The organism is Poseidonibacter antarcticus (genome assembly GCF_003667345.1).
Taxonomy (GTDB): Bacteria; Campylobacterota; Campylobacteria; order Campylobacterales; family Arcobacteraceae; genus Poseidonibacter; species Poseidonibacter antarcticus.
The window spans coordinates 423233-447966 of record NZ_RCWF01000002.1 but is presented as its reverse complement, the minus strand read 5'-3'; the positions used below and the strand labels follow the sequence as shown (position 1 = coordinate 447966).

The 24734-nt window shown below is 26.2% G+C and carries 26 protein-coding genes and 1 rRNA gene; 17 read left to right on the top strand and 10 right to left on the bottom strand.

The window, feature by feature from the left end; all coding sequences use genetic code 11:
• The first annotated feature begins 136 nt into the window (after positions 1 to 136).
• Positions 137 to 253: ribosomal RNA gene (rrf, locus tag D9T19_RS04990) — 5S ribosomal RNA — on the top strand.
• 96 nt (positions 254 to 349) lie between these two features.
• Here rrf and D9T19_RS04985 read toward each other — a convergent pair.
• Both D9T19_RS04985 and D9T19_RS04980 read right to left on the bottom strand, forming a co-directional pair.
• Positions 350 to 1534 (bottom strand): acetylornithine transaminase, encoded by a 1185-nt coding sequence (locus D9T19_RS04985; protein ID WP_121627101.1) that lies wholly within the window; start codon positions 1532 to 1534, stop codon positions 350 to 352.
• 10 nt (positions 1535 to 1544) lie between these two features.
• Positions 1545 to 2078, bottom strand: coding sequence for an MOSC domain-containing protein (locus D9T19_RS04980; protein ID WP_228197968.1), 534 nt, complete (start codon positions 2076 to 2078; stop codon positions 1545 to 1547).
• Positions 2079 to 2439: 361 nt separating this feature from the next.
• Between D9T19_RS04980 and D9T19_RS14670 the strand changes: the two genes are divergently transcribed.
• From D9T19_RS14670 to D9T19_RS04965, 4 genes are all read left to right on the top strand, one after another.
• Positions 2440 to 3282 (top strand): aminotransferase-like domain-containing protein, encoded by an 843-nt coding sequence (locus D9T19_RS14670; protein ID WP_265936261.1) that lies wholly within the window; start codon positions 2440 to 2442, stop codon positions 3280 to 3282.
• Positions 3283 to 3392: 110 nt separating this feature from the next.
• Positions 3393 to 3737, top strand: coding sequence for an aminotransferase-like domain-containing protein (locus D9T19_RS14665; RefSeq protein WP_228197963.1), 345 nt, complete (start codon positions 3393 to 3395; stop codon positions 3735 to 3737).
• Between the two features lie 280 nt (positions 3738 to 4017).
• Positions 4018 to 4737: an SDR family oxidoreductase gene (locus D9T19_RS04970; protein WP_121627099.1), complete on the top strand. Its 720-nt coding sequence runs from the start codon at positions 4018 to 4020 to the stop codon at positions 4735 to 4737.
• A 23-nt stretch (positions 4738 to 4760) separates the two neighbouring features.
• Positions 4761 to 5732 (top strand): hypothetical protein, encoded by a 972-nt coding sequence (locus D9T19_RS04965; protein ID WP_121627098.1) that lies wholly within the window; start codon positions 4761 to 4763, stop codon positions 5730 to 5732.
• 314 nt (positions 5733 to 6046) lie between these two features.
• Here D9T19_RS04965 and D9T19_RS04960 read toward each other — a convergent pair whose 3' ends face one another.
• Complete coding sequence (locus tag D9T19_RS04960) at positions 6047 to 6838, bottom strand: PhzF family phenazine biosynthesis protein (RefSeq protein ID WP_121627097.1); 792 nt, start codon at positions 6836 to 6838, stop codon at positions 6047 to 6049.
• 243 nt (positions 6839 to 7081) lie between these two features.
• Between D9T19_RS04960 and D9T19_RS04955 the strand changes: the two genes are divergently transcribed.
• Together D9T19_RS04955 and D9T19_RS04950 are read left to right on the top strand one after the other, a co-directional pair.
• Entirely contained in the window at positions 7082 to 8113 is a 1032-nt protein-coding gene (locus D9T19_RS04955; RefSeq protein WP_121627096.1) for a permease, read from the top strand.
• 117 nt (positions 8114 to 8230) lie between these two features.
• Positions 8231 to 8521, top strand: coding sequence for an ArsR/SmtB family transcription factor (locus tag D9T19_RS04950; RefSeq protein WP_121627095.1), 291 nt, complete (start codon positions 8231 to 8233; stop codon positions 8519 to 8521).
• Between the two features lie 177 nt (positions 8522 to 8698).
• Here D9T19_RS04950 and D9T19_RS04945 read toward each other — a convergent pair whose 3' ends face one another.
• From D9T19_RS04945 to D9T19_RS04915, 6 genes are all read right to left on the bottom strand, one after another.
• A complete protein-coding gene (locus D9T19_RS04945) occupies positions 8699 to 9166 on the bottom strand; it encodes an MOSC domain-containing protein (RefSeq protein ID WP_121627094.1) in 468 nt (155 codons plus the stop codon).
• Between the two features lie 372 nt (positions 9167 to 9538).
• Positions 9539 to 9751: a 30S ribosomal protein S21 gene (gene rpsU / locus D9T19_RS04940; protein ID WP_121627093.1), complete on the bottom strand. Its 213-nt coding sequence runs from the start codon at positions 9749 to 9751 to the stop codon at positions 9539 to 9541.
• Positions 9752 to 9961: 210 nt separating this feature from the next.
• On the bottom strand, positions 9962 to 11917 hold the full coding sequence (locus tag D9T19_RS04935; protein ID WP_121627092.1) for a hypothetical protein: 1956 nt from the start codon (positions 11915 to 11917) through the stop codon (positions 9962 to 9964).
• 27 nt (positions 11918 to 11944) lie between these two features.
• On the bottom strand, positions 11945 to 12436 hold the full coding sequence (gene msrA, locus D9T19_RS04930) for a peptide-methionine (S)-S-oxide reductase MsrA (protein ID WP_121627091.1): 492 nt from the start codon (positions 12434 to 12436) through the stop codon (positions 11945 to 11947).
• A 293-nt stretch (positions 12437 to 12729) separates the two neighbouring features.
• Complete coding sequence (locus tag D9T19_RS04920) at positions 12730 to 13143, bottom strand: PACE efflux transporter (RefSeq protein WP_121627089.1); 414 nt, start codon at positions 13141 to 13143, stop codon at positions 12730 to 12732.
• A 350-nt stretch (positions 13144 to 13493) separates the two neighbouring features.
• Positions 13494 to 13880, bottom strand: coding sequence for a class II SORL domain-containing protein (locus D9T19_RS04915; protein WP_121627088.1), 387 nt, complete (start codon positions 13878 to 13880; stop codon positions 13494 to 13496).
• Positions 13881 to 14023: 143 nt separating this feature from the next.
• On the opposite strand from D9T19_RS04915, the gene D9T19_RS04910 reads away from it, so the two are divergent.
• From D9T19_RS04910 to D9T19_RS04900, 3 genes are all read left to right on the top strand, one after another.
• Positions 14024 to 14845 (top strand): thiamine-phosphate kinase, encoded by an 822-nt coding sequence (locus D9T19_RS04910; protein ID WP_121627087.1) that lies wholly within the window; start codon positions 14024 to 14026, stop codon positions 14843 to 14845.
• Positions 14846 to 14874: 29 nt separating this feature from the next.
• Positions 14875 to 15939, top strand: coding sequence for a tRNA pseudouridine(13) synthase TruD (truD, locus tag D9T19_RS04905; protein WP_121627086.1), 1065 nt, complete (start codon positions 14875 to 14877; stop codon positions 15937 to 15939).
• An 86-nt stretch (positions 15940 to 16025) separates the two neighbouring features.
• Positions 16026 to 16379, top strand: coding sequence for a hypothetical protein (locus tag D9T19_RS04900; RefSeq protein ID WP_121627085.1), 354 nt, complete (start codon positions 16026 to 16028; stop codon positions 16377 to 16379).
• 6 nt (positions 16380 to 16385) lie between these two features.
• On the opposite strand, the gene D9T19_RS04895 is transcribed toward D9T19_RS04900, so the two are convergent.
• Positions 16386 to 18572: a methyl-accepting chemotaxis protein gene (locus D9T19_RS04895; RefSeq protein WP_121627084.1), complete on the bottom strand. Its 2187-nt coding sequence runs from the start codon at positions 18570 to 18572 to the stop codon at positions 16386 to 16388.
• A 95-nt stretch (positions 18573 to 18667) separates the two neighbouring features.
• On the opposite strand from D9T19_RS04895, the gene ruvA reads away from it, so the two are divergent.
• From ruvA to rpsJ, 7 genes are all read left to right on the top strand, one after another.
• A complete protein-coding gene (ruvA, locus tag D9T19_RS04890) occupies positions 18668 to 19234 on the top strand; it encodes a Holliday junction branch migration protein RuvA (protein WP_121627083.1) in 567 nt (188 codons plus the stop codon).
• A gap of 16 nt (positions 19235 to 19250) precedes the next feature.
• Entirely contained in the window at positions 19251 to 20291 is a 1041-nt protein-coding gene (locus D9T19_RS04885) for a D-alanine--D-alanine ligase (RefSeq protein ID WP_121627082.1), read from the top strand.
• Positions 20292 to 20293: 2 nt separating this feature from the next.
• Entirely contained in the window at positions 20294 to 21013 is a 720-nt protein-coding gene (estV, locus tag D9T19_RS04880) for an EstV family lipase (RefSeq protein ID WP_121627081.1), read from the top strand.
• Entirely contained in the window at positions 21000 to 22436 is a 1437-nt protein-coding gene (locus D9T19_RS04875; RefSeq protein WP_121627080.1) for a Mur ligase family protein, read from the top strand. The genes estV and D9T19_RS04875 overlap by 14 nt, the downstream gene beginning before the upstream one ends.
• Positions 22437 to 22444: 8 nt before the next feature.
• Positions 22445 to 22933: an HIT family protein gene (locus tag D9T19_RS04870; protein ID WP_121627079.1), complete on the top strand. Its 489-nt coding sequence runs from the start codon at positions 22445 to 22447 to the stop codon at positions 22931 to 22933.
• 47 nt (positions 22934 to 22980) lie between these two features.
• Positions 22981 to 24201, top strand: coding sequence for a zinc ribbon domain-containing protein (locus tag D9T19_RS04865; protein WP_121627078.1), 1221 nt, complete (start codon positions 22981 to 22983; stop codon positions 24199 to 24201).
• Positions 24202 to 24409: 208 nt separating this feature from the next.
• Positions 24410 to 24724 (top strand): 30S ribosomal protein S10, encoded by a 315-nt coding sequence (gene rpsJ / locus D9T19_RS04860; RefSeq protein ID WP_121627077.1) that lies wholly within the window; start codon positions 24410 to 24412, stop codon positions 24722 to 24724.
• Positions 24725 to 24734 lie beyond the last annotated feature (10 nt).

The following is a 24734-nucleotide window of genomic DNA, read 5'->3' as shown; positions in this document are numbered from 1 at the left end:
AAGTATACATTGTGTGACTTTAACATTAAAATATCTTTTACTCAACATATAAGTTGAGTAATGAGTATATTAGATTAGAATTTATAATTTTCATATTATAGATTTTATAATTTTAGTATATTGATTACTCAGTTTTGCTGGTGGTTATAGAGAAGAGGAAATACCCAGTCCCATTTCGAACCTGGAAGTCAAGCTCTTCATCGCTGATAATACTGCAGGGTCCCCTTGTCGGAAACGTAGGTCACTGCCAGCTCTTGAGTATTTATTTTTATTTCAAATTAGCTTAGCTTTTTACACTTATTCTAGTGTGAAGAGCTAAGCTTTTTTTTTGCTTTTTTTGCCTTTCTTATTATTGCTTTCTTATATTTAATTTTCTTACAATCTTCTCAAATCTTTTGAAGCCAATTTTTATTTCCTTTTTACTTATATTCAATGGAGGTAAAAATCTTAAAATATTAGTACCTGAGTTAAGCACTAAAATCCGATAATTGAGTGATAATTGTACTATTTCATCTAAATTCACTTTTTCTTTTAATGTAATTCCCAGCATTAAACCAAATCCAGTTTTAGATAAGAATAAAGACGGATATTTTTTTATGAAATAGTCTATATATTTGTTAAAATATTTGATATTAGATTCAAGTTTCCCACTATTCTTATATTGTTCTAATATATTTAGAACAGTATTTGAAACAGACGTTGAGAGGTGATTCCCTCCAAAAGTAGAGCCATGATCACCTTTTGCAAAAATATTCTTTAAGTTTGTCATCATAACTCCTATAGGAATTCCTGTAGCTAATCCTTTTGCTAAAGTTATAATATTGGGAGTAATTTCATAATGTTGAGACATTAAAAAATTGCCACTTCTATAAACTCCTGTTTGAACTTCATCTACTATTAGTAATAATTTATTCTTTTTTAATATTTTACTTAATTCTCGCACTTGTGCTTTATCTTGCATAAAGACACCGCCTTCTCCTTGAATTAACTCAATCATTACAGCAACAGTATCCTCATCTATTAAAGATATTGCTTCATTTATATTATCAGCATAAACAAAGCCATCAGGATAAGGTCCAAAATATTTATGTTTATCATCTTGTGCCGTTGCCTTTAAAGTTGTTATTGTTCTACCATGAAAAGAATTTCTGATAGTTATAATTTTATATTTAGTTTTATTAAAAGCTATATTTCCATATTTACGAGCTAATTTAATAGCACTTTCATTGGCTTCTGCACCACTATTACAAAAAAAGCATTGCATATCATATGTACTTAATGCAACAATTTTTTTTGCACATTCCTTTTGTGGTTTTATATGATATATATTTGATGAATGTAAAATCTTATTTGCTTGTTTTTTAATGGTTTTAATAACTTTCTTATTACAATAACCTAAACTATTTACTCCTATTCCAGAAGAAAAATCTACATAATCTTTTCCTTTTTCATCATATAAAATTGATTTTTTTCCTTTTACAAATGAAATGTCTAATCTATTATATAATGGTAATAAATAATTTGTTTTATCCATTTTTGTTCCTTTACTTGTGATAGAAGGTGAATTGATCATCTTTATCTTTTAATTTATATCGTTGAAAGAGAGATTTATAAAAAGGCTTTCCTAATTCTTTACAACTTAAAGCTTCTTCCATAATTTTTTCATCATATAATGGATTTATTATAAGTTTATTCAATTTTTTAATACTGATATTTGGATAGTCTCTTTTTTCTAAAATAAGAGTATCATTTACAGTAATAAAGCCTTCCTCTAAAACTTTTGCATAGCAACCTGTTAGGCCACTTTGAAAAATAAATTTTGTCATCTCTTTTTTATTTGTATTAGCACTTAATTTCCAACAAGGTTGCCTTGGTTGAGTGATTTGTATTCTTGCTTCTCCTAGTTGATAAATATCTCCTATACAAATATCATTTTCTGTAACAGCACTTAGAATTATATTTTCCCCAAAATGTGCAACACCATTAATCTCAAAAGTTGTTTTTAGTTGTTTATTAATTTGCTCATATGTTTTCTGTGAAAATAAAAAAAGTGCTTTATTTTCTCCTCCATGATGAATTAAATCGCCTTGTTCATCATCTAAAAATCCAGTTTTAGTAAGAAATGATTTTTCAACAGGATATTTCTTTATTCCTGATATAATCTCTTTTCTTTTACTGTTTTCTAAGAGTCTTGTAGTAACTTTTCCTGTTTTAATAAATAAAACTTTTGCTATTTTTGTTTCTATTTATTTCTCCAATAACTCTATTTATTTAAGTTTTCAGGTGGTATAATAACATACAACTGTAACTTATTCAAGGTACAAAAATAGATAAATAAAAGGGACAGTTATATATAAGCTTATTAATTCATCAACACCTTTATATATTCAACTTTATAATCAAATTAAAATTAATATTGAAATCAATATTGAAAAAAATTTGCTTGCTGGAACAAAACTTCCTTCTATTAGACAAATGGCTCAAGATTATCAAATAAGTAAACACACAGTAGAATCAGCTTACAGTCAATTATTTGCAGAAGGATATATCGAAAGTTATCCACAAAGTGGGTATTTTGTGAGTAAAGATATAGAGAATTATTTACCATTAAAAAAAACACTTCAGCATGTTTCCCCACCAACTACTACAAATTTTTTATATAATTTTTATCCTGTGCAATTACATAATGATAATTTTCCTAATAAACTATGGTCTCGATTACATAACAAAGTTATGAAAGATATGATTAATTTTGGGAGTTATCCCCAAAAGCAAGGCGAATATTCTTTTAGAGTACAAATATCAAAATATTTAAGTCACAATAGAGGAGTTCAATGTAATCCTGATCAAATAATCATATGTAGTGGATTTGCAGATGCAATGTTTATTATTGCTACAATATTAAAATCTTCTACTTCACAATTAGGAATTGAATTCCCAGGATATTCAGTAGTAAAGCAAGTATTCAAAAATCTTAATTATTCAATAGAAAATATTTCAATAAATAAAGATGGTATTAGTTTAGAACATATAGAAAAAAGTAAGTCTAAACTTTTATATGTTACCCCTTCCCATCAATATCCAACAGGTGTAACTATTCCTATTTCAAATCGTTTTAAACTTATACAATGGGCTACAAAAAATAATGCATATATTATTGAAGATGATTATGATAGTGAATTAAGTTATAACAATCGGCCAATTCCATCATTACAGGAATTAGTCATAACAATTGTGTTATTTACACAGGTACATTTTCAAAATCTCTTTCTCCTGCATTAAGAGTAAGTTATCTTGTTCTACCCAGAACATTATTACCTCTATACAAAGAGAAGTTTAATTATCATTTCTCTGGTGTATCTATTAATACACAAAAAACACTTGAATTATTTATGAAAGATGGTTATTGGGAAAAGCACATACGAAAAATTAGAATTCTAAATAAAAAGAAACATGATATTATGAAAGAATCTTTACTTTTTTATTTAAAGGATAAGATTAAAATAATAAGAGAAGGAAGTGGATTATCTATAGTAATTACACCAATTGTAAAAATAGATTGGGAAATACTTGAAAAAGAAGCAATAAGTAAAAGAATTAAACTTTATTATATACATTCAGATTCTACTGCAACATTTAAAGCTATATACATGGGATTTGGGAGTTTCTTAGAAGAAGAGATTCCTTCTTCTGTAGAAATTTTTTCAAAAGTTTTTTTACTGGCTATATGTAAATAATATTTTAATAAGTATAGACTAATTTATTCTTTTATTACATAGATTAAAAAATTTGTTAATTTTAAATAATAAAACATTAAAAAGGCAATAACACCCCTAGCGGATTTCCTCGCTACACTCACGTAGATACCTCGCAAAGAAAACCTTATAAAGTACACTTTTATAAACCTTTTTAGGAGCGAATTTTTTTCATTAAGCTAAAAAAAGAGATTATATTTGAAACGATTTTGAAACGATAAATACTTTATACTTTCGCCATAAAAAATACGAGGATATAAATATGAAAGAATTAATTGTAATAACGGGAGCTAGTTCAGGAATAGGTGAAGCTACAGCAAAAACATTTAGTAACTTAGGTCATCCACTACTTCTTATTGCAAGAAGAGTAGAAAAACTAGAAACTTTAAACTTACCAAATACAATTTGTGCAAAAGTTGATGTTACTGATTTTGAAGCAGTAAAAACTACTATTAAAAATGCAGAAGAAAAATATGGGAAAACTGGATGTTTAGTTAACAATGCAGGTGCAATGTTACTTGGAAGTATAGATACTCAAGATTTATCGCAATGGCAAAGAATGTTTGACTTAAATGTTATGGCCGTTTTAAATGGTATGCAAGCAGTTCTTAGTGATATGAAAGAAAGACGAACAGGAACTATTATAAATATCTCTTCAATAGCAGGTAAAAAAACATTTCCCGCACACGCTGCTTATTGCGGTACAAAGTTTGCTGTACATGGAATCAGCGAAAATGTAAGAGAAGAAGTAGCTCCTTTTGATGTAAGAGTTATCACAATAGCTCCAGGAGCTGTAGAAACTGAACTATTATCTCATACTACAGATGAAGAGATAAAAGCAGGATATGAAGAGTGGAAAAAATCTATGAATGGTGTGATAGTTCCTGATGATATTGCAAGAAGTATTGCCTTTGTTTACTCTCAACCACAAAATGTAAATATAAGAGAACTTGTAATTGCAGCAACTAGACAAGAGGCATAATCAGTAATTTGATATAATTTCATATGAATTATAAAATAGTATCAACAAAACAAAATCTTATAGAAAAAATAACACTTATTTTAAACAGCTTGGATATGAAAGAATCTATTCATATCCAAGAGGTTGATTTGTGGATTGTTGATGTACAAACTATTGATGATACAGCATTAACCTCTTATAAAAATAGAATCAATTTTTCAAATATACTTTTTATAGTAAACAATAGCAATGAGATAAAACTTTGTCTTGATAACTCTTTTTTAAACTATATAAATATCTCTTTTTATGATGAAGAATTAGTAAGTTGGTGCAAATATTTTTCTAAAAATAAAAAAGAAAAGATACTAAAACTTGATAATATTACAAGAATAGATTTAGATAACTCGATTATCATACAAGATAAAAAAACCATTAAACTAACTCTTCAAGAAAAAGCACTTATAAATGCTCTATCCTCTTTTAAATTTATTTCTACATCATTATTAGCAAACTCATTAAAACTATCTAGTACTACAAGTGTACGAACTATTATTAATCGAATAAGAAAAAAATTAGAAGTTGATATCTTTGAACAGAAAAAAACTTTTGGATATAAGCTAAAAAGTATTGGGATAGAAGAAGATAATCAAATTAAATTATCAGCTATAAAAGAACTAGAAGAACAAAATAAACTTATGCAAAGTGTAATTGATAGTTCCCCAATTTTTATCGTGACTTTTGTTCATAAACAACTATATTGTATCAATAAATCTTTTAGAGATTATCTAGGAATAGAAACTATAAAAGAGTTATGGGATGAAGAAAAAGGGGATTTTTTTCAGTTAATAGAGCATGATATTAAAAAAATTGATTTACTAAAAAAAACTTTATTTACAAAAGGAAAACATAAAATAAAACTCTATGAAACAAATAACAATAAAACATCATTTGAAATAGAGGTTTTTTATTTTGAAAATTTAGATAAACATCTTTTTATATTTAAACAAAAAGAGTAAAATTAATTTTTTTTGCTTTCTTAAACTAATGGTAAATATGTGTGACTATTTTTATATTTTTCTTATGAGGGATACCCCACCTTCAAGTGCTTTAGCTACATTAAATCATAACTAAAGCCCAAGAATTAGGAGATATTAAAATTGCCATAAAGAATAACTATAACTTGAGGAAGAGAATTCCCAAATGAAGTTACATAAACAATCTTAGAGGTTTAGAACTTTCATCATTTTCTTTAAATCTAGGTGATGAATTTGTAATTTTCCAAGCTAACTATAGTATATATACAATACCAATAAATGTATAAGTTTTGATATTAAATATTTATATATCCCTCTAGATATTGAACAGCTTGTCCTTGAATAATTACATGATCCTTATTAACTTTACATTTTAGAATTCCCCCACGTTTAGAAGCTTGACAAGCTAATAAATCGTTTTTGTCTAATATCTCTGCCCATAATGGAGCTAAACCTGTATGCATTGATCCAGTAACAGGATCTTCAATTCCACCATTAGCAGGCCAAAAATATCTTGAAATAAAATCATACTTCGTTGACTTAGATGTAACTGTTACATCTAATGGTCCAAGTTTTTTAATTTCATCTAATTTTATTTGAACATTATATACATCTTCTTCATTTGAGTAGATTACAAAATAAGTTTGTTGATTTATATAAACCTCTATAGGCTCAATAGAAAGCCCTTTTTTTAATTCCAGAGGAATTGATTTAACTTTACTTGGCTTTCTATTTGGAAATATCATTTCAATATAACCATCATCTAATTGTTTCACCTTTAAACTTCCAACAGCTTTAGCTAAGAAAATTACTTCGTTTATAGAACTATCTTCTTGGAATAAAACAAAAGCTGTGGCTAATGTAGCATGTCCACAGAAATCTATTTCAGTTATTGGTGAAAACCATCTAATTTCATAGGTAGTGTTATCACATTTTTTTGCAAAAGCTGTTTCAGACAAGTTGTTTTCAATTGCAATAGCCTGCATTTTATCTTCTGATAACCACTTATCTAAAATAATTACAGCTGCTTGGTTTCCTTTGAATATAGTATTTGTAAATGCATCTATTTGATATATTTTTAATTTCATTTTTTCACTTTTTATAATTATAACATTAGTGAATATAAAATAATCCAAATTTCTAAGGAGTTAGAAAATGAATTATTTATTTGCTTTTAGTATAGTTAGTTGATTACTACTTATTGAATTACTAGCTCATACTTTTCAAAAAGTCTAATTAAAGCTTCTATATTTCTATAATACTAGAATTATAGAAGTTTATTTTAAGTTTTATTATTCTACAATTCTAGAAATACAAAATAAGGAGTAAAAATGAGTCCAGAGTTATTAGATCATTTATCACAAGCAGGCAATTTTTTTGTTTTTAACTTTATTGAACTTGCAGTTTTATTTTTAGCGGTAAGTTTTCTTGTAGAGTTTATAAATCTATTTATCAATTCCAAAAAAGTTCAAAAAGTATTATCATCAAATAAAGGTGGATATTTAATTGCATCTGTATTCGGTTCTATTACACCATTTTGTTCTTGTTCAACTATTCCATTGACATTAGGATTATTAAAAGCTAGAGCTTCATTTGGTCCAATTATGACTTTTCTATTTACATCACCATTATTAAATCCAATTATTATCGCAGTATTTTGGTCTGCATTTGGTTATGAAGTAACGTTAATTTATGGTTTAATCGCATTTTTTGTATCTATACTAGCAGGGTATACATTAGAAAAATTTGGTTTTGAAAAATACATTAAAAAAGAGATTTTTGCAGAAGATGAAGTTGTAACTTCTTGTTGTGATTCAACACCAAAAGTTCAATTAACACCAGTTAAACTATCAAGTTTTACAAATATAAAACCACAATTTATTTCACAAAATGCATGTTGTGATTCAGCTTCTGAAAAACAAGAAATTAAAAAAGAAAGTACATGGCAAAAAATTGGTGATAAAACAATAATAAATAAAACATGGAAACAATTCCTAAGTTTTGCTCCTTATATTGCAATCGGTATTGCTATTGGTGCTTTTGTACATGGTTTTGTGCCAGAAGAATGGTTAACAAAATATGCAAGCAGCCAAAATCCATTTGCAGTACCAATATCAGCATTAATTGGAGTTCCTTTATATATTAGGGCTGAATCTATGGTTGGTCTTGCTCCTGCTTTATTAGATAAAGGGGTAAGTATGGGTTCTATTTTAGCTTTAACTGTTGCAGGTGCGGGGGCAAGTTTACCTGAGATGATTATGTTAAAAAAAATTTTTAAACTACCAATTATGATATTTTTTATTATTGCTGTATTTACAATGGCAATTGCTTGTGGGTTTTTGGTCAACTTATATTTTGCATAGAAAACATAGGCATTTATTTTATATATAAAAGCTACTTAAGTTATTAAAAGATTAATATTTATAATATAGTTTACTGTTTAAAATTGATATACTTATAGTAAAAATTTAGGACTTATAATGAATGAAGAGAAATTGTCAAATTGTTTAGCACAATTAGGAAATATTACAAGGTTAAAAATTTTTAAACTCTTAGTTAAAGCAGGAGAGAAGGGACTAAGTGTAGGTAAAATTCAAGAACAATTAGATGTTCCTGGTTCTACGCTTTCTCATCATCTCACAAAATTATTAAATGCAGACTTAATACAACAAATAAGAGATGGAAGAACTTTACATTGTATCGCAAACTTTGAATTACTCGAATTACTTATTTGTGATTTGAAAGATCAGTGCTGCATTGGAATTGAATAAGAAAATCCTTTATTTCTATTTTTCTAAAATATAAAATAAAATATTAATTCTGTTGTACTAAATCACATTTAGAATTTAAAAAGTTTTGGAATAAAATAACAAGATCAAAAAACTGTACCTTATAGAGTATATCCCAAATTATAAGTGATTTTAGAATAAGAATTAATAATTATTTATTTAAACTTCTAATTGTGAAGTCATTTCAATACTTCCACCTTTTATAATTTGAGCTCTTAATCCTGATTTATGAATCATTTCAGTTAATACTTTATCATTATCTAATTTCTCTGCAAGATACTTACAAGGTTCACACAGTCTTATTCCTTTTAAAACTACATTTCCTATTTGGAACTCTTTATCTACTAAAGAATTTAAATCACAGTTTGATACAACAATATTTCTTCTAAAATCTTCTGCTGTTATATCTTGATTGAAATTATCATTAAATTCATTTATCTTTTCTATCTCAATTAACGTTACATCTCTATCAGGTTCAGTTTTACCCTTGTTTGAAAATGTACCCTCTTGATTATAGTACCTATCTCCAAAAATTCCTTTTTCTTTTTCAAGAATCATTTGATTTACTTCTTGCATTGTACTTTTTGTATTTGGTGATATAAAAAGATTTATTATTTTACCTGACATAATTATCCTTTTTGTGATTTACTTGTAATGAACATATTTATTTATTTATTATTAATCTTCGCACTAATTTTAATTTCTTCTGTAAGAACAATATAAAAGATGTAAAGATTTATCGTATATAAATTCTTTAGTTAAATTCTATCTGAATATATTTATATTTCTAACAAACTTGGAAATATTTATAAAGGTATTTAATAATTTAATGATTTTTAAGCAAAAAAATCAAATTGTTTTTAATACATACCATTTGTGTTAAATTATTGAATGGTAAATTGTGATCTAAAAGTGAATATTGAGATTTAAAATATAATTATATAGACAAAAAAAGGGACAGTTAAAAAACTGTCCCTTTCTATTGATTGAATTAAGATATTATAATCTAGATTCGTATTTTCTAAGCATGTGTAATTTTTTAAGCATCTTCTTCTTAGCATTAATTTTTTGTTTTTTCTTAATTTCTGTGTTTGGTTCAAAAAATCGTCTAGCTCTAGTTTCAGTAACAATAAGATTTCTATCACATTGTTTCTTAAACTTTCTATATGCTTCATCAAAAGACTCATGTTCTTTTACTTTAATACCTGGCATTCTATATGGACCTACTTTCTTTTAAATTTTTTAGAGGTACACTATATTTAAATTAAACTTAATGATACTTAAAATCTATTTTGTGAGTATATCTTTTATAAAGCAAAAAGAGTAGATTATAAGCATAATATCAATTTATTCTAAAACAGAAAAAAAATCTTTGTGATGAAGAATTAAGTAATATTATAAAAAAAATATATAAAGTTAACACTATACTTCTAAAAAATCAAAAAGTGATTCAAGTTTCTTATTAAATGGTTCTATGAGTTTATAAGCCTCTTTTATGTAATAATCGAAGTCTAAAAATTCGTAAGAAAAGTCTTCTATATTGTTACAAAGTTCTACTTTATATCCTACGTTTATTCCTATTACTCTTTGCTGCGAATCTTTGTTTAGAGGTGGAAGAATCTTTTTTAATGGAAATCCATTTTTACTTATAAAATATCTAATAGTATTAGATACTGGCATATAAGTTTTTTGTAGTGAGTAAACTTTTTCAAGGACTAAATCTATATTTCTAGTAGCTTTGAAATTCAGTAAAAAGTCATATTTATTTCTATGATTATGTATAAACTCTTCTATAGAAATACCTTTTATCAGATATGCTTCTACTGCTTTTTGAACTACTAAAGATGAGTGATTTTGATTCCATGCAAGATTGTATTTATATGCACCTATTTTTTTTGCTTCACCATTTTCTTTTAGCGCTATATAGTTGTTTACATCTCTAATCCAGAGTTTTTCATATATTATCTCTTCAAGCTCCAATCCTGTAAAATCTTGCCATTTATTTGATATATCTTCATATTTTGACTTATCTTTTTTTGCTATTGCAAAAGTAAGACCATCTGTATTTGCTTGTATTAAAGAAAGAGAATCTATTTGCATAAGCTTTTCAGCAAGCATACACAACATTAACTGTCCATTTAGAGTAATATCCAAAGTCATCTTGAAGTCATAAAAAGGACTAAATTGGTTGTTTGTATCTCCATATGTTGAGTTTAGTGCTAGTTTTAGCATTTTGTTTTGAGAAGTACCTTTTTTATAAGAAAATCTTAAATCTCGAATCTCTTTATATATACCTACAAACTCAATACCAAGATGTTCGGGAAATAAATTGTTTTGAATCACGATAGATGGATAATAACTTGCTACATCAACATCTATGATTAAAAAATCATCACTTTTATCATAAAACTTACTCTCAACACTTCCATGTAACCCACCAGTTCCTAGATAAAAAGTAAAACCTTTATAGTTTAGGTGTAAAGAGTGAGCTTCATTTTTAGAGTTTAGTGTACAAAAAGAGCTTAGTTCTTCTAAATTGTCTTTAGAAATATTTGAAAAGACTTCGTTCATAGAGTTTGAATACTGCTTTTTTAAATATTTAAGTAGACTTTGAAACTCTGGTGTTTCAAAACTAACATAGTCAAAAATAATCTTAGAAAAGTCCAAAAAGTTTCGAATAGTTTGTTTTGGTTTCCCATTTAAATAACATATATCTTTTCCAAGCTTTTCTTCTAGGTTTCGAATAAAGTATCTTTTACCTATTTTTGTGTCACTGTAGTTGAGCATATTTTCATTATATTTTACACCTAACTCTTCTCTAAACTCTATAGCTTCCTTTGAGTGTTCAAAGAAGAGTAGGGTAGCTTCTACATCGTGTTTGTTGTATTTAATAAGATTATCAAACTCATTTTGTTTTATATTCTCACCAATTTTAAAATCCAAATCTTCAATAGAATCCATACACATATTTACTTCTAAAACTTTTAGACTGACTCTCGTAGCTTTATAGTCAAAGTTATGGATTTTCATAAGGTCAAGTTGATTGATTTTTAAAGTGTTTTTATCTTCTTTGTAAATGATATTGTTTTTGATAAGTCCATTGGCAAAAAGAAATATTTGATAAACCAGTTCTTTTATAGAATAATTCTTTGCATTCTTATAGATGAACTGTAGTACGGCATAATCAAAGTTTAGATTATTATATCCTACTAATATCTTTTCATTTTTACTTAACCATTCGAGTGTTTTTAAAAACTTTGTTAAGTCATTTTTTCTTGTGCTAAGTTCAAATACTCTTAACTCTTTACTTTGAGTATTTTGAATAACACAAGTGAAAATATTGGGAAAAGTTTCTAGATCATAAATATAATATTTCATAGTTTCCATTATATAAGTTTAATTTTATTAAATAAATGACCCAAATCTTTCAAAATGACACGTATATCCACCAGGATTTTTTACTAAATAATCTTGATGATATGATTCAGCAGGCCAAAACGTATCAAAAGGTTCTAATGTTGTAACAATTGGTGCTTCCCACTTACCTGATTCATTTACAATTTTTATAATCTCTTTAGCTATTTCTTGTTCTTCTTCATTTTGTATGAATATAGTTGAACGATAACTTGACCCTCTATCATTACCTTGTCTATCTATTGTTGTCGGGTTGTGTATTCTAAAAAAATAGTCAAGGATTTCTTTAAAAGATGTTAACGCAGGATCATAAGTAAGTTCAATACCTTCTGCATGACCAGGATGATTTTCATATGTGGGGTTATCATTTTCGCCACCTTGATAACCAACTTCAGTGTCAATAATGCCTTTTCTATTTCTAAACAAATCTTCCATACCCCAAAAACATCCGCCTGCAATATATGCTTTTTTATAATTTTCCATTTAATTTCCTTCTATTTTTTAATTTAGATTCTATATGCACCTTACAAAAGGTCTTTTCTAGATTATTCTTATAATAATTAAGATATTTTACATTATTTAGTTTAAAGTTTCCAAAAGGGTAAACTTGCGTAATTCCTGGCTTGGCAAAAAGTTTTTGTTTTTCTTCTAGAATTCTTTGCACTTCATTTTGTTGCTTTTACATAAATGTACCCATCTAATGATTTTATTGAAAAAATATTAATTTTTGATATATTTTTAGAAGTGCACTTAAAGTATAAAAACTTATTATTAATTTATACTTTAGATATAAAAGATAATCTTGCATGGTCATAAATATAATTATAAACAACAGTAAAAACAAGAACAAATATAATAAAACCTATATCCATTATAAAAGCTTCTAGTAAACCTATTTTTAATGAAGATGCTATAAGTGGAAGTGTAGGTAAGATTAAACTAATTTCAAACAATATTGCATGAATAGAACGTACCTTGAAAGTTCTTTTTTCTCTATCGCCTGTAACATATTTATCAAAAATTAAATTAAATATAAAATTCCATAAAACAGCAATAATACTAAGTGAAATAACAAGAGTAAAAACTTTAGTAGTATCTTGATGTGTTATGTATTTAAGTGCAAATGTAAAAATTGTAATTAACATTATTTCAAATAATATTGAATGTATTAATCGTTCTTTAAAACTCATTTTTATCCTTTTATATCTTTCTAGGAAAGATATAATATGTCTACTTAACTTTAGCTTTCTAGGTAAGATAAAATATAATTAATATTATGCAATGATTTTATTATGAATATAAAACAATTTGAATCACAAAGAGGTAACATGTATTCATAAGTAAGAAGTTGATAAAGAGACTATTAAAACTTAATATTCTAATTCCAGTTACCATTCCAAGATTAATATTTGAACTGATAGATAACCAAGATAAGTTTAAAAATAAGGATTTATGATATAAATTTTAAATAGGTGGTAAAGCATAAAAAAAGGTAGAAGCTAAAAAACTCCTACCTTTTTGATATTTAGGTGTTTATAGACTATTCAGCTACAGTTACAACTACTGGAGTTGATTCCCAAATACCATGTTTTGTACAGTATCCGTGAGCTACTAAGTTTAATTTTTTTCCTGTTGGAATAATTGTGAAAGTAGTAGTATTATGTGCTTTAACATTTCCTAATGTTCCTGGAACGTAAGTAGCCATAGCTAATTTAGTTTCACCATTAAATAATGTGATTGATTCAATATAGTGATCGAAATCATCTGGATGAGTATATTCATTACCCATTTTAACTGTTACTTCAAATGGCTCACCTGCTTTTGCAGTTTCTTCACAGTGAATAAACGGTGAATGTCTATCAATTAAATCTTTCTTTGCTTCTCTTTCAACAGTATCAATGTCTACATATTTATTAATTTTTGGCATATTTTCTCCTAGTATTTTTTTAAATCAGAATTATTATACTACAATTTTATTAAAATAAATAAGATATTTTTTATCCTATATGAATAATTATCAAAATTTTTATTTGTGCGTGTATATTTTGCTCATATTTGGTATAATCACGAATGAATAAAGAAGAGTATTTTATAAAACAATTTTCAAGTAATAAAATTATAGGTGATGATGGAGCTGTAATAAAAAATACAGTCTATTCTATGGATGCATTTTTCCAAAATGTTCATTTCAAAAAAGAGTGGATGAGTTTAAAACAAATCGCATATAAATCAATGATAGTTAATATTTCAGATGCAATTGCTATGAATGCAAAACCAAAATATGCACTTTTAAGTGTTGCTATTCCTACTACATACAATGAAAAAGATTTAAAACAGTTAGCAAATGGATTTAAAAAAGCTGCAAAAGAGTTTGGAATTTCTATTATTGGTGGAGATACTATCTCAAATGAAAAATTAGATATTTCAGTTACAATAGTTTCAAAAACTAAAAAGCCAATTTATAGATCAGGCGTAAAAAGAGATGATTTATTATGTTATACAGGTGATTTAGGATCTTCTAAAAGTGATTTAGAAAAACTTTTCGCTAATGTAAAGATTTCTAAAAAATCAAAATTTTTAAAACCAAAACTAAACGCAAAGTTTTTCTATGAAGTATCAAAATATGTAAATGCTTCAATGGATATTTCAGATGGTCTGTTTTTTGAACTTGAACGCTTATCAAAAGCTTCAAAAGTTGGTTTTGAATTTTTTGAAGAAATAAAAGAAGAAATAGGAACATCAGGAGAAGAGTATGAAATGCTTTTTTCTTTTGCAAAAAAAGATTTAGAAAAAATTGAAAAAATAGCTAAAAAACATAAAGTAAAATTAAATATATTTGCCAAAGCAATAAAAGGTAAATATGAAACTAAAAGTAAAAATCACCACTTTTAAAACAAAAATATAAAAAACAAGGAAATATATTGAGCCAATTACAAAGATATTTAAACCATTCAAACATAGATGTTCTATTTAAACAAAACAAAGATGATTTTGTTGTTACAGAAATACCATTATACGAATTCTCAGGTGAGGGTGAACATCTAATTTTAAAAATTAGAAAAAAAGATTTAGCAACTTGGGATGCATTAGAAATTATTGCAAAATTTGTAGGTTGTAAAAGTAGAGATATAGGATATGCAGGACTAAAAGATAAAAATGCAATGACTGTTCAAAGTATTTCTATTCATAAGCAATATGAAGAAAAATTAAAAACATTTAATCATCCAAATATTAAAATTTTAGGTACAACTTATCATAATAATAAAATTAAAGTAGGGCATTTAAAAGGTAATAGCTTTTTTATTAGACTTAAAAGAGTAAATGTAATTGATTGTAGAAAAATACAAAGTGCTTTAGAATCTATTGTAAATTTTGGTATGCCTAATTATTTTGGATTCCAAAGATTTGGAATAGATGGTGATAATTACAAAAAAGGTAAAGCGATTATTGATGGGGAATTAAAAGAAAAAAGAAGAAACTTAAAACAAATGTATATCAATGCATATCAATCACATCTTTTTAATTCTTGGCTTTCAAAAAGAATTGAAATTTCAAAACTTGTAGATGCTTTTGAACCTAAAGAAATTTATGAAAAATTAAATTTACCACTTGATGTTGTAAAAAGAATGAAAAAACAAAAACATCCTTTAAAAATTATGACAGGTGATTTATTATCTCATTATCCTTTTGGAAAAATATTTACAATTGAAGATTTAGAAACAGAATCAGAAAAATTCTTTCAAAGAGATAGAGTTCCAACAGGATTATTATCAGGTAAAAGAGTAAAAAATTCAGTTGATTTAGCTTATGAAATTGAAAAAGAGTTTGAAGCACCAACGGGTGAAGATGGTGCAAGAAGATTTGCGTGGGTTTTTCCAAGTGATGTTGAAAGTAATTATAAAGAAGATAAAAATTGGATGGAATTAAAATTTACTTTACCAAAAGGTTGTTATGCAACTGAGTTAATTGCTGAAATAATTCATTAGTAATATATTAATAATTTTTTTATAGATGTCTTTTGTTAAGTTTAAATAGGTTAAAATTTTATACTTTTTGCATTTAAAGGACATTTATGAAATATGAAGAGCTAATACTTGAGTTATGTGATGTGATAAAAGAGTCAGAAAATAATTCTGCAATGATTTATGATGATATAGAATCTATAAGTCAAATAGTTGATAATTTATCACTTCTAAGATATGAAAAAGAAAAAATTCAAAATAAAGTATCAAATGCTTTAGGCTTATTACAACATCAAGATTTATATAGACAGAAAATTGAAAGAGTCGTAAACTTTGTATGTGAGCATAATAATATAGATAAAGCTCAATATGGTTTTGCTCCAAGTGCTAAAAATATCGATTCTTCTGATGATGTATTAAGTGAAGATGATTTGGAAGAACTTATTAAACAAATGCAAGCATAAAAGAGATTACTTTTTACAAGCATCTCTCTTAACATTATTTAAATTAGTAAATATTTCAAGCGAATTAAGTTCTACTTCCTTTGCTTTTTGATTTAAACTTTGATTATTCTCTTTATTTGCATTTGCATCAACTAATGATTGTAAGTTTTTATGAAATTGTTTATTCAAATGACTAATAGTGTTCATAATTTCCATATTAACTTTTTTACCAGAATTTATATGATTATGAGCCCAAATATCTAAACTTGTATTTTCTTTGACTTTCCATGTATTATAAGTTCCAAGTTGTGCATAAACTTCATCTTTAGTATTTAATAGATCAACTTTTATTTGTGCTGTATCATAAACTAAATCTACATCACAAACTTTATCTAAAGAATCATTTATAAATGAAGCTCTTGCTGCAGCTGTTACAAGAGAGTTTGACATATATGATATATTACTTGCCATATCAGAAATTTCATTTGCAACTTGTGCATTTTTTTGAGTAGCTTGGTCTAAAGTATTTACAGCATCATTAATTTGAATAATACCTCTTTCTTGTTCTTTTGATGCTACTGTTACTTCTTTAATAATTGAAATAGTATTAGATATATTTTCATTTAATTCTTCATATCCTTCTATCATTTGTGCTGATATGTCTTTACCATTTTGAGCTTTAGATGTTGCATCTTCAACTATATTTTTAATCTCTTTAGCCGCTTCAGCAGATCTATTTGCAAGGTTTCTTACTTCAGCTGCAACAACAGCAAAACCTTTTCCAGCTTCACCAGCAGTTGCAGCCTCAACTGCTGCATTTAATGAAAGAATATTTGTTTGGAAGGCTATTTGATCAATTACTTCAATTGCATCAGTTATAGATGATACTTGTATGTTTATTTCATCCATTGATGCCGCTGTTTTATTTGCTAAGTCATGACCAGATTTTGCCGAATTTGTAACACTTTGAGCTAATTGTGACATCTTGTATGAGGATTGATTATTTGATCTAATGTTTGCAGTAATTTCTTCAAGTGCAGCAGCTGTTTCTTCTAATGATGCAGCTTGTTGATTTGATGAAATAGACAAATTATTTGATGCACTTGATAATACAGCTGTATTTTGATTTAAAGAATCACCTGTATTCATAATCATTGCAAGTATTTCAGACGTATTATTCCCTACAAGTTTAATACCGGCAGTTAAAGAGCCTAAATCGCCATATATTCCATCATCATCAATTTGAGAATCAAATTTAGATTCTGAATACTTTCTAAGTGTATCATTTATCTTATCTAGCGTAGTTTTAGTACTTTTAATCATTTGATTTAATTTATTCTTTAAATCTTCAACATGTTGATTGGATGCATTTTGATTTACTTGATATACAAAGAATCCATTACTAGCTTTTTCTAAAATATCACTTGCTTCTTCAATTACTAGTTCATCTTTTTTAAGTCCAGATCTTACTTTATTCATATACGCGTTAAATAATTCAGATACTTCTCCTATCTCATCTTTTGATTCTACTTTTAAATTAATTGAAGGATCATTTGATTCTAGTAAGTTTTCAAAACCTTCTTTTAATTTTTCAATTGGTTTAGTAGCTCTTTTAATAATAAATAATATTACAGTTACTGTAATTAAACCTAATAATGCTGATATTACTGAAATATATAAAACTAATTCAGAAATTTGGCTATCTGCTTCATCTAGAGAAAAAGTAAGATCCATTACACCAATTACATCACCTACTTTTTGATTATTGTGACACATAAGACACTCAGATGTTGCAATCATAGGTTTAATCATTCTCAAGTTATGTTCTTGTGAATTTTTTGTTTCTAAAAGGGCAGATTTTTTGCTATTAAATGCTTTTATAACTTCTATGTCTTTAGTAAAAATTGATTCAGAAGGATATATATCCATTAAGGCTTTACTTTTTGCAACTACTAGAGATTTTACTCCTTGTATTTTTTTTGCATCTTCTTCAGCTTTTTTAATTTGTGCCCGATCTCCTGTATTCATTGCATTTCTTAAACTTTGAAACATCGCTGCATTTAACATGGCAAGATTCTCTTTTGTTTTTATTATAGAATCTTCTGATACTTTTGAAGTTGTTAAAAATATGATAGAAACACTGCTTATAGTCATAAAAAAAAATAAAGCAAAAATAATTTTATTACTAATCTTTTTTGTTATTAAATCAAACATAATACTAACCTTTTAGTTTAAGTACAATTATTATATAATTATATATGTTTATAGAATATTAAATTAGACGAGAACTTGTATTAAAGAGTAGAAGAATGATAGTAGGCCTTATAGGTAAAATAATAAAGAAAGAACCGACATTATTAAATGTTAATGTTAATGGAATAATTTATGAAATATTTGTTTCTTTAAATTGTAGTTCAAAAATTATTAATGATGATGTAACTTTAGAAATAACTCATATTATTAGAGAAGATTCTCAAACTTTATATGGTTTTTTAGATTCAAGTGAAAAAAAGCTTTTTGATACAGTTATTAAAATAAATGGTGTTGGACCAAAAGTTGCACTTGCAATTTGTTCAACATTTACTCCTGCGTCTTTTGCACAAATAGTAAATGAAAATGATGTATCAATGTTAAAAAGAGTTCCGGGTATTGGACCAAAAGGTGCAAGCCGTATTTTAGTAGAACTTTCAGGAATTGTAATTGATCTAAATGCAGATGATGATGAAGGAAGTAATAATAAAGCCGTATTAGAAGCTTCATTAGCCTTAGAATCATTAGGATTTAAAAAAGATATTTTATCAAAAATATTAAAAACTTGTACATCAACGAGTACAAGTGACTTAGTAAAAGAAGCATTAAAAAAATTACAAAAATAGAAATCAAGGGAAATTAATGAAAATAGCAATAGTTTTTGGTGGGGTTAGTTTTGAACATGAAATTTCAATTGTAAGTTCGATTGCAATGAAAGATGTTTTAAGTGATGAGTTAGTTTATATATTTTTAGATGAACATAGAGACTTCTATCACATTCCCAACAATGAAATGAAATCAAAATTATTTAGCTCAGGTGAGTATAAAAAATGTGATAAAGTTACTATTAGAAAAAATGGTTTTTCTAAAAAAACTGGGTTTCTAGGAAAAGAAAAAGCTATTGATTTTGATGTTGTTTTAAATCTTTCTCATGGTGGAGATGGTGAAGATGGTATTTTATCTTCAGTATTAGACTTCTTCAATATTCCATTTATTGCTCCAAGAACAGAAGCTTGTGTAGTTAGTTCTAATAAATTTTTAACAAAAGGTTATGCATCATCTGTTAATGTTAAAACTATTGATTATAAATATTATACAAAAGGTGATGAGGTAATAGTTGAAACTTTCCCTGTGATTGTAAAGCCTGTTCGTCTTGGTTCTTCAATTGGTGTAGCAATTGTAAAAAGTCAAGAAGAGTTAGATTATTCTTTAGATGTTGCTTATGAATTTGATGATGCAATTATAATTGAGCCTTTTATTTCAGGAGTTAAAGAATATAACTTAGCAGGAACAAAAGTAAATGGTGAGTTTAGTTTTTCAATTATAGAAGAACCACAAAAAGCAGAGTTCTTAGATTTTGATAAAAAATATTTAGATTTTGCTAGAACTTCAACTGCAGTTGAAGTTGATTTAGGAGAAGAATTAAATAACAAAGTAAAAGAATCATTTAAAAGAATTTATAATAACTTATTTGAAGGTTCAATTATTAGATGTGATTTTTTTATTGTTGATAATGAAGTTTATTTAAATGAAATTAATTCAATTCCAGGTTCTATGGCAAATTACTTATTTTCTGATTTTGATACATTATTTAAAAAAGTAGCTTCTTCTTTACCTAGAAAAAAATACATTCCTGTTACTTATGAATATGTAAATAAAATTCATGCAGCAAAAGGGAAATAAGTTTGGCATCAAAAAGTATAATTTTCGATAATAAGACATTTGATATTTCTTATGAAATAATAAATCCAACATGTAAAAAAGATATTATTTTTTTACATGGCTGGGGTTCAAATAAAGATATTATGAAAAATGTATTTTCACCATATTTAAAAGATTTTAGACATATTTATATTGACTTACCAGGTTTTGGAAAAAGTCCTAATGAATATGAATTAACAACAAAAGAATATGCAAAAATCACAGAAGAGTTTTTAAAATCATTAAATTCTACAAAAGATATAATTGCAGGTCATTCTTATGGTGGGAAAGTTGCGACTTTATTAAATCCTAAAAACTTAGTTTTATTAAGTTCGGCTGGAATATTAGAAGAAAAATCATTTGAAGTAAAAACAAAAATTGCCTTTGCAAAATTTTGTAATGCTTTAGGATTAAATAAACTTACAAAAATGTTTAGAAGTTCTGATGTAAAATCAATGAATGAAGGAATGTATGCTACATTTAAAAATGTTGTAAATGAAGATTTTACTACTTCATTTTCAAACTATAAAAATAATGCGTTAATTTTTTGGGGAAATGAAGATGTTGCAACATCTTTAAAATCTGGTAAAAAAATTGCATCTTTAATTAATTCATCAACTTTTATATCTTATGATGGTGATCATTACTTCTTTATAAAAAATGTAAAAGACATCACTGAGAGAATAGAAAATGGAATACTTTAATTTATTTACACAAATTTTATTAATTATGAGTTTAGGTTATTACCTAATCACAAATTTACAATGGTATAACTACAAATTAGAAAGAGTTATTTTAAAACATCATAAATGGCAATGGCATATTACATATTTTTTTACGCCAATTGTTCTTTTTTATCTAGTTCCACCCTTATATTACGCAATATATTTTTATGTACTATTTTTAACAAGTTTTATTATGTGGAATAAAAAATTAGATAGGCCAGTTGTTTTAACATCAAGAGTAGTAAGATTTTTAGGAATTCTTTTATTCTCGACATTTGCTATTACTGGATTATGTGTAGCAAGTCCAGAATGTAATAACACATTTGTTTTTGTACCATTGATTATTGCTTATGCAGGATCTTTTGCACTAGAAAAGATATTATTTATATCTTACAAACATAAAGGAAAACAAAGAGTTCAGAGTATTGCAGGTTTAAAAATTATTGCAATAACTGCTTCTTATGGTAAAACATCGATTAAAAACTATTTATATCATATATTAAGAAAAAAATTTAAAACATATAAAACTCCAAGATCAGTAAATACAATTGGTGGAATTGTTTTAGATGTAAATAGAGATATTCCTTTAGATACACAAGTATATATAGCAGAAGCGGGAGCAAGAGAGAAAGGTGATATTGAAGAAATTGCAATGTTTTTAGAACCACAAATTTGTGTAATAGGAAGTGTTGGTGAACAACATATTGAATACTTCAAAACATTAGACAATATTATTCATACTAAAATGGAAATATTAAAATCACCAAGAATGCAAAGAGGTTTTGTCCATGAAAGTGTTCCTATTAAAGATTATGATTCTATTACAAAATTTCCAAATAATTTACATATTACAAAAAGCTCTTTAGATGGGATTTGGTTTGATGTTGAAATAAATGAAAATCTAGAACATTTTTATGCTCCTATTCTTGGAAGTTTTAATGCTATAAATTTAACAGCAGTAATTTTAGTTGCTCATGAATTAGGAATGAGTATTGATGAAATTAAATTATCACTTAAATCTTTACCTCAAGTTGAACATAGATTACAACTTATAAAAGCTGGTGGTAAAGTGATTGTTGATGATTCTTTTAATGGTAATTTAGCAGGAATGTTAGAAGCTGTAAATATTTGTTCGACATATGAAGGAAGAAAAGTAATTATTACTCCTGGTCTAGTTGAATCAACTGATGAAGCAAATATTTTACTTGCTAAAGAGATAAATGATAAGTTTGATTATGTAATTTTAACAGGAAGTTTAAATACTCATCTTTTAAGTGCACATATTAATCCTAGTAAAATGTTTATATTAAAAGATAAAGCATTAATGGAATCAACATTATCAGAACAAACAAAAGTTGGTGATTTAATTCTTTTTGCAAATGATGCACCAAACTTTATATAGGATATTAAATGGAACACTTATATGCACCATGGCGATTTAAATATGTTAGTGAAGAAAAGATTAAAGGTTGTATTTTTTGTCATATTTCAAAAAATAAAGAAGATGAAAAACTTCAAGTACTTTTTTATGATGAACATTGTTTTGTAGTAATGAACAAATTCCCATATTCTCCAGGACATATGATGGTTATTCCTCATTATCACACTGATAAAATAGAAGAACTTCCAGATGAAGTATGGTTGACTATGAGTATACGTGTAAGACAGGCTGTAAAGCTTTTGAAAGATGTTATGTCTTGTGAAGGTGTAAATATTGGTATGAATCTTGGAAAAGCAGCAGGTGCTGGTATAGAACAACATGTACATTATCATATGTTGCCTAGATGGTTAGGTGATACAAATTTTATAACTACAATTACAGATACTAGAGTATATCCCGCAAATTTTAATGAAATTTATGCGAAATTAAAATCTAAATCGAAAGAATATTTTATTTAAACCTAAATATAGTAGAATTCTAAATTAAAAATTTAGGATTTACTTATATGAAAAACCCACTTAAAACTTTTTACAAAAATAACTTCGTTTATACTGGAAGTGAAAAACTATCTAAACTTACAATACTGTTTATTATATTTCTTGATATATTTATTTTCATTACAATTGGTCTTGGAATTGATTTTCAAATAAAAGTCTTAAATAACCCTAATGTTACATTTTCACAACAATGTAGAAATATTGTTAATTCAAAAAGTTTAAATGATTTTAATAATTATATTTATACATATGAAAATTATAACAATAAATATCAAAGTATAAAAGAAAAAGAAATAGATCCAAGATGTAATACAATTGTAAATGAAAAACTTAAAATAGTTAAATCAGAACATAATATTAAAATCTTAAAAGAAAAACAAAGAAAGATAAATCAACAACAATCAAAAGTAAATAGTGAACTATCTTATTTAAGGGAAAATTATAATACTGTATTATTTGAAAAAATGAGTTCTCAAGACTCATCAAAATCAATAATAAAAGATGATATTTCTTCTGAAAATATAAAATCAAAATATAATAAATATTTAAAACATAATGAAGAATTAAAAAAACAAAAAGAAAACATAGCTAAAGAGTTTTCAAATTCAAAAAGTGTAAAAGAATTTATTGAATTTGTAGATTTAAATAAAAAACAAATACTAGGTGATTATAAAAGTGCAAGTAAATCATATAAGATTAAAAAAGAGCTAATAAGTTTAATCTTTTTATTTCCACTTCTTTTTTTATCATTATATATAATGAAGAAATATTTAAAGAATGAAAAATATACACTTTATATAATGTTTAAAAATATTGTTATTGTAACTTTAATTCCTACAATAATATCAATCTTAAATCTAATATATATTTTACTACCAAAAATATTTCTAGAAAAAGTACTAAACTTTTTTTATCAAATAGAAATACCTTTTGTAGTTTACTATTTTGTAATTGTATTATTTATCTTGATTTTTGGATATATAATAGTAAAAATTCAAAAACGTTATAGAGAAAATATAAAAAAATTAGAACAAAATAGTATTTCTAATATTCAAAGCTATAATAAAAGTATTTGTGTTAAATGCCAAAATAGGGTAGATTATTTAAATATGAAATTTTGTCCTTCCTGTCAAAATGAATTAAAGATTAAATGTCCAAGTTGTAATAAAGATACAATCAAAAATTTAAACAATTGTTTTAACTGCGGACATAAGCTAAATAAAAATTAAAATATTTGAAGTCTTAAACTTAAATTTTACTTACAAGTATAGCTAAACTAGCATACTTGTCCTTTTTAAAAGGAAATAAAATACTACTTTTTGTATATAAAAGCCCATAATACTTGACATCTAATCTCTTTTAAGTTATAATCCGCGTCCATAAAAAGGGTTAGAGTGCGATTTATCGTGCATCTAACGAGTTCTTTAAAGGAAAAAAATGGAAAAAATTAGATTAAAGTTAAAAGCTTACGATCACAGAGTTTTAGACAGAAGTGTTGCTTCAATAGTTGAAGCTGTTAAAAGAACTGGTGCTGAGTTGAGAGGTCCTATACCTTTACCAACAAAGATTAGAAGATATACAGTTCTTAAAGGTCCTCACGTTAATAAGGATGCTAGAGAGCAATTTGAAATCAGAGTTCATTCAAGAATGATTGATATCATAGCTGCAACTCCAGATACTGTAGATTCATTAATGAAACTTGACTTAGCTCCAGAAGTTGATGTTGAAGTTAGATCTATGGGTCAAGAATAAGAAAGGGTAA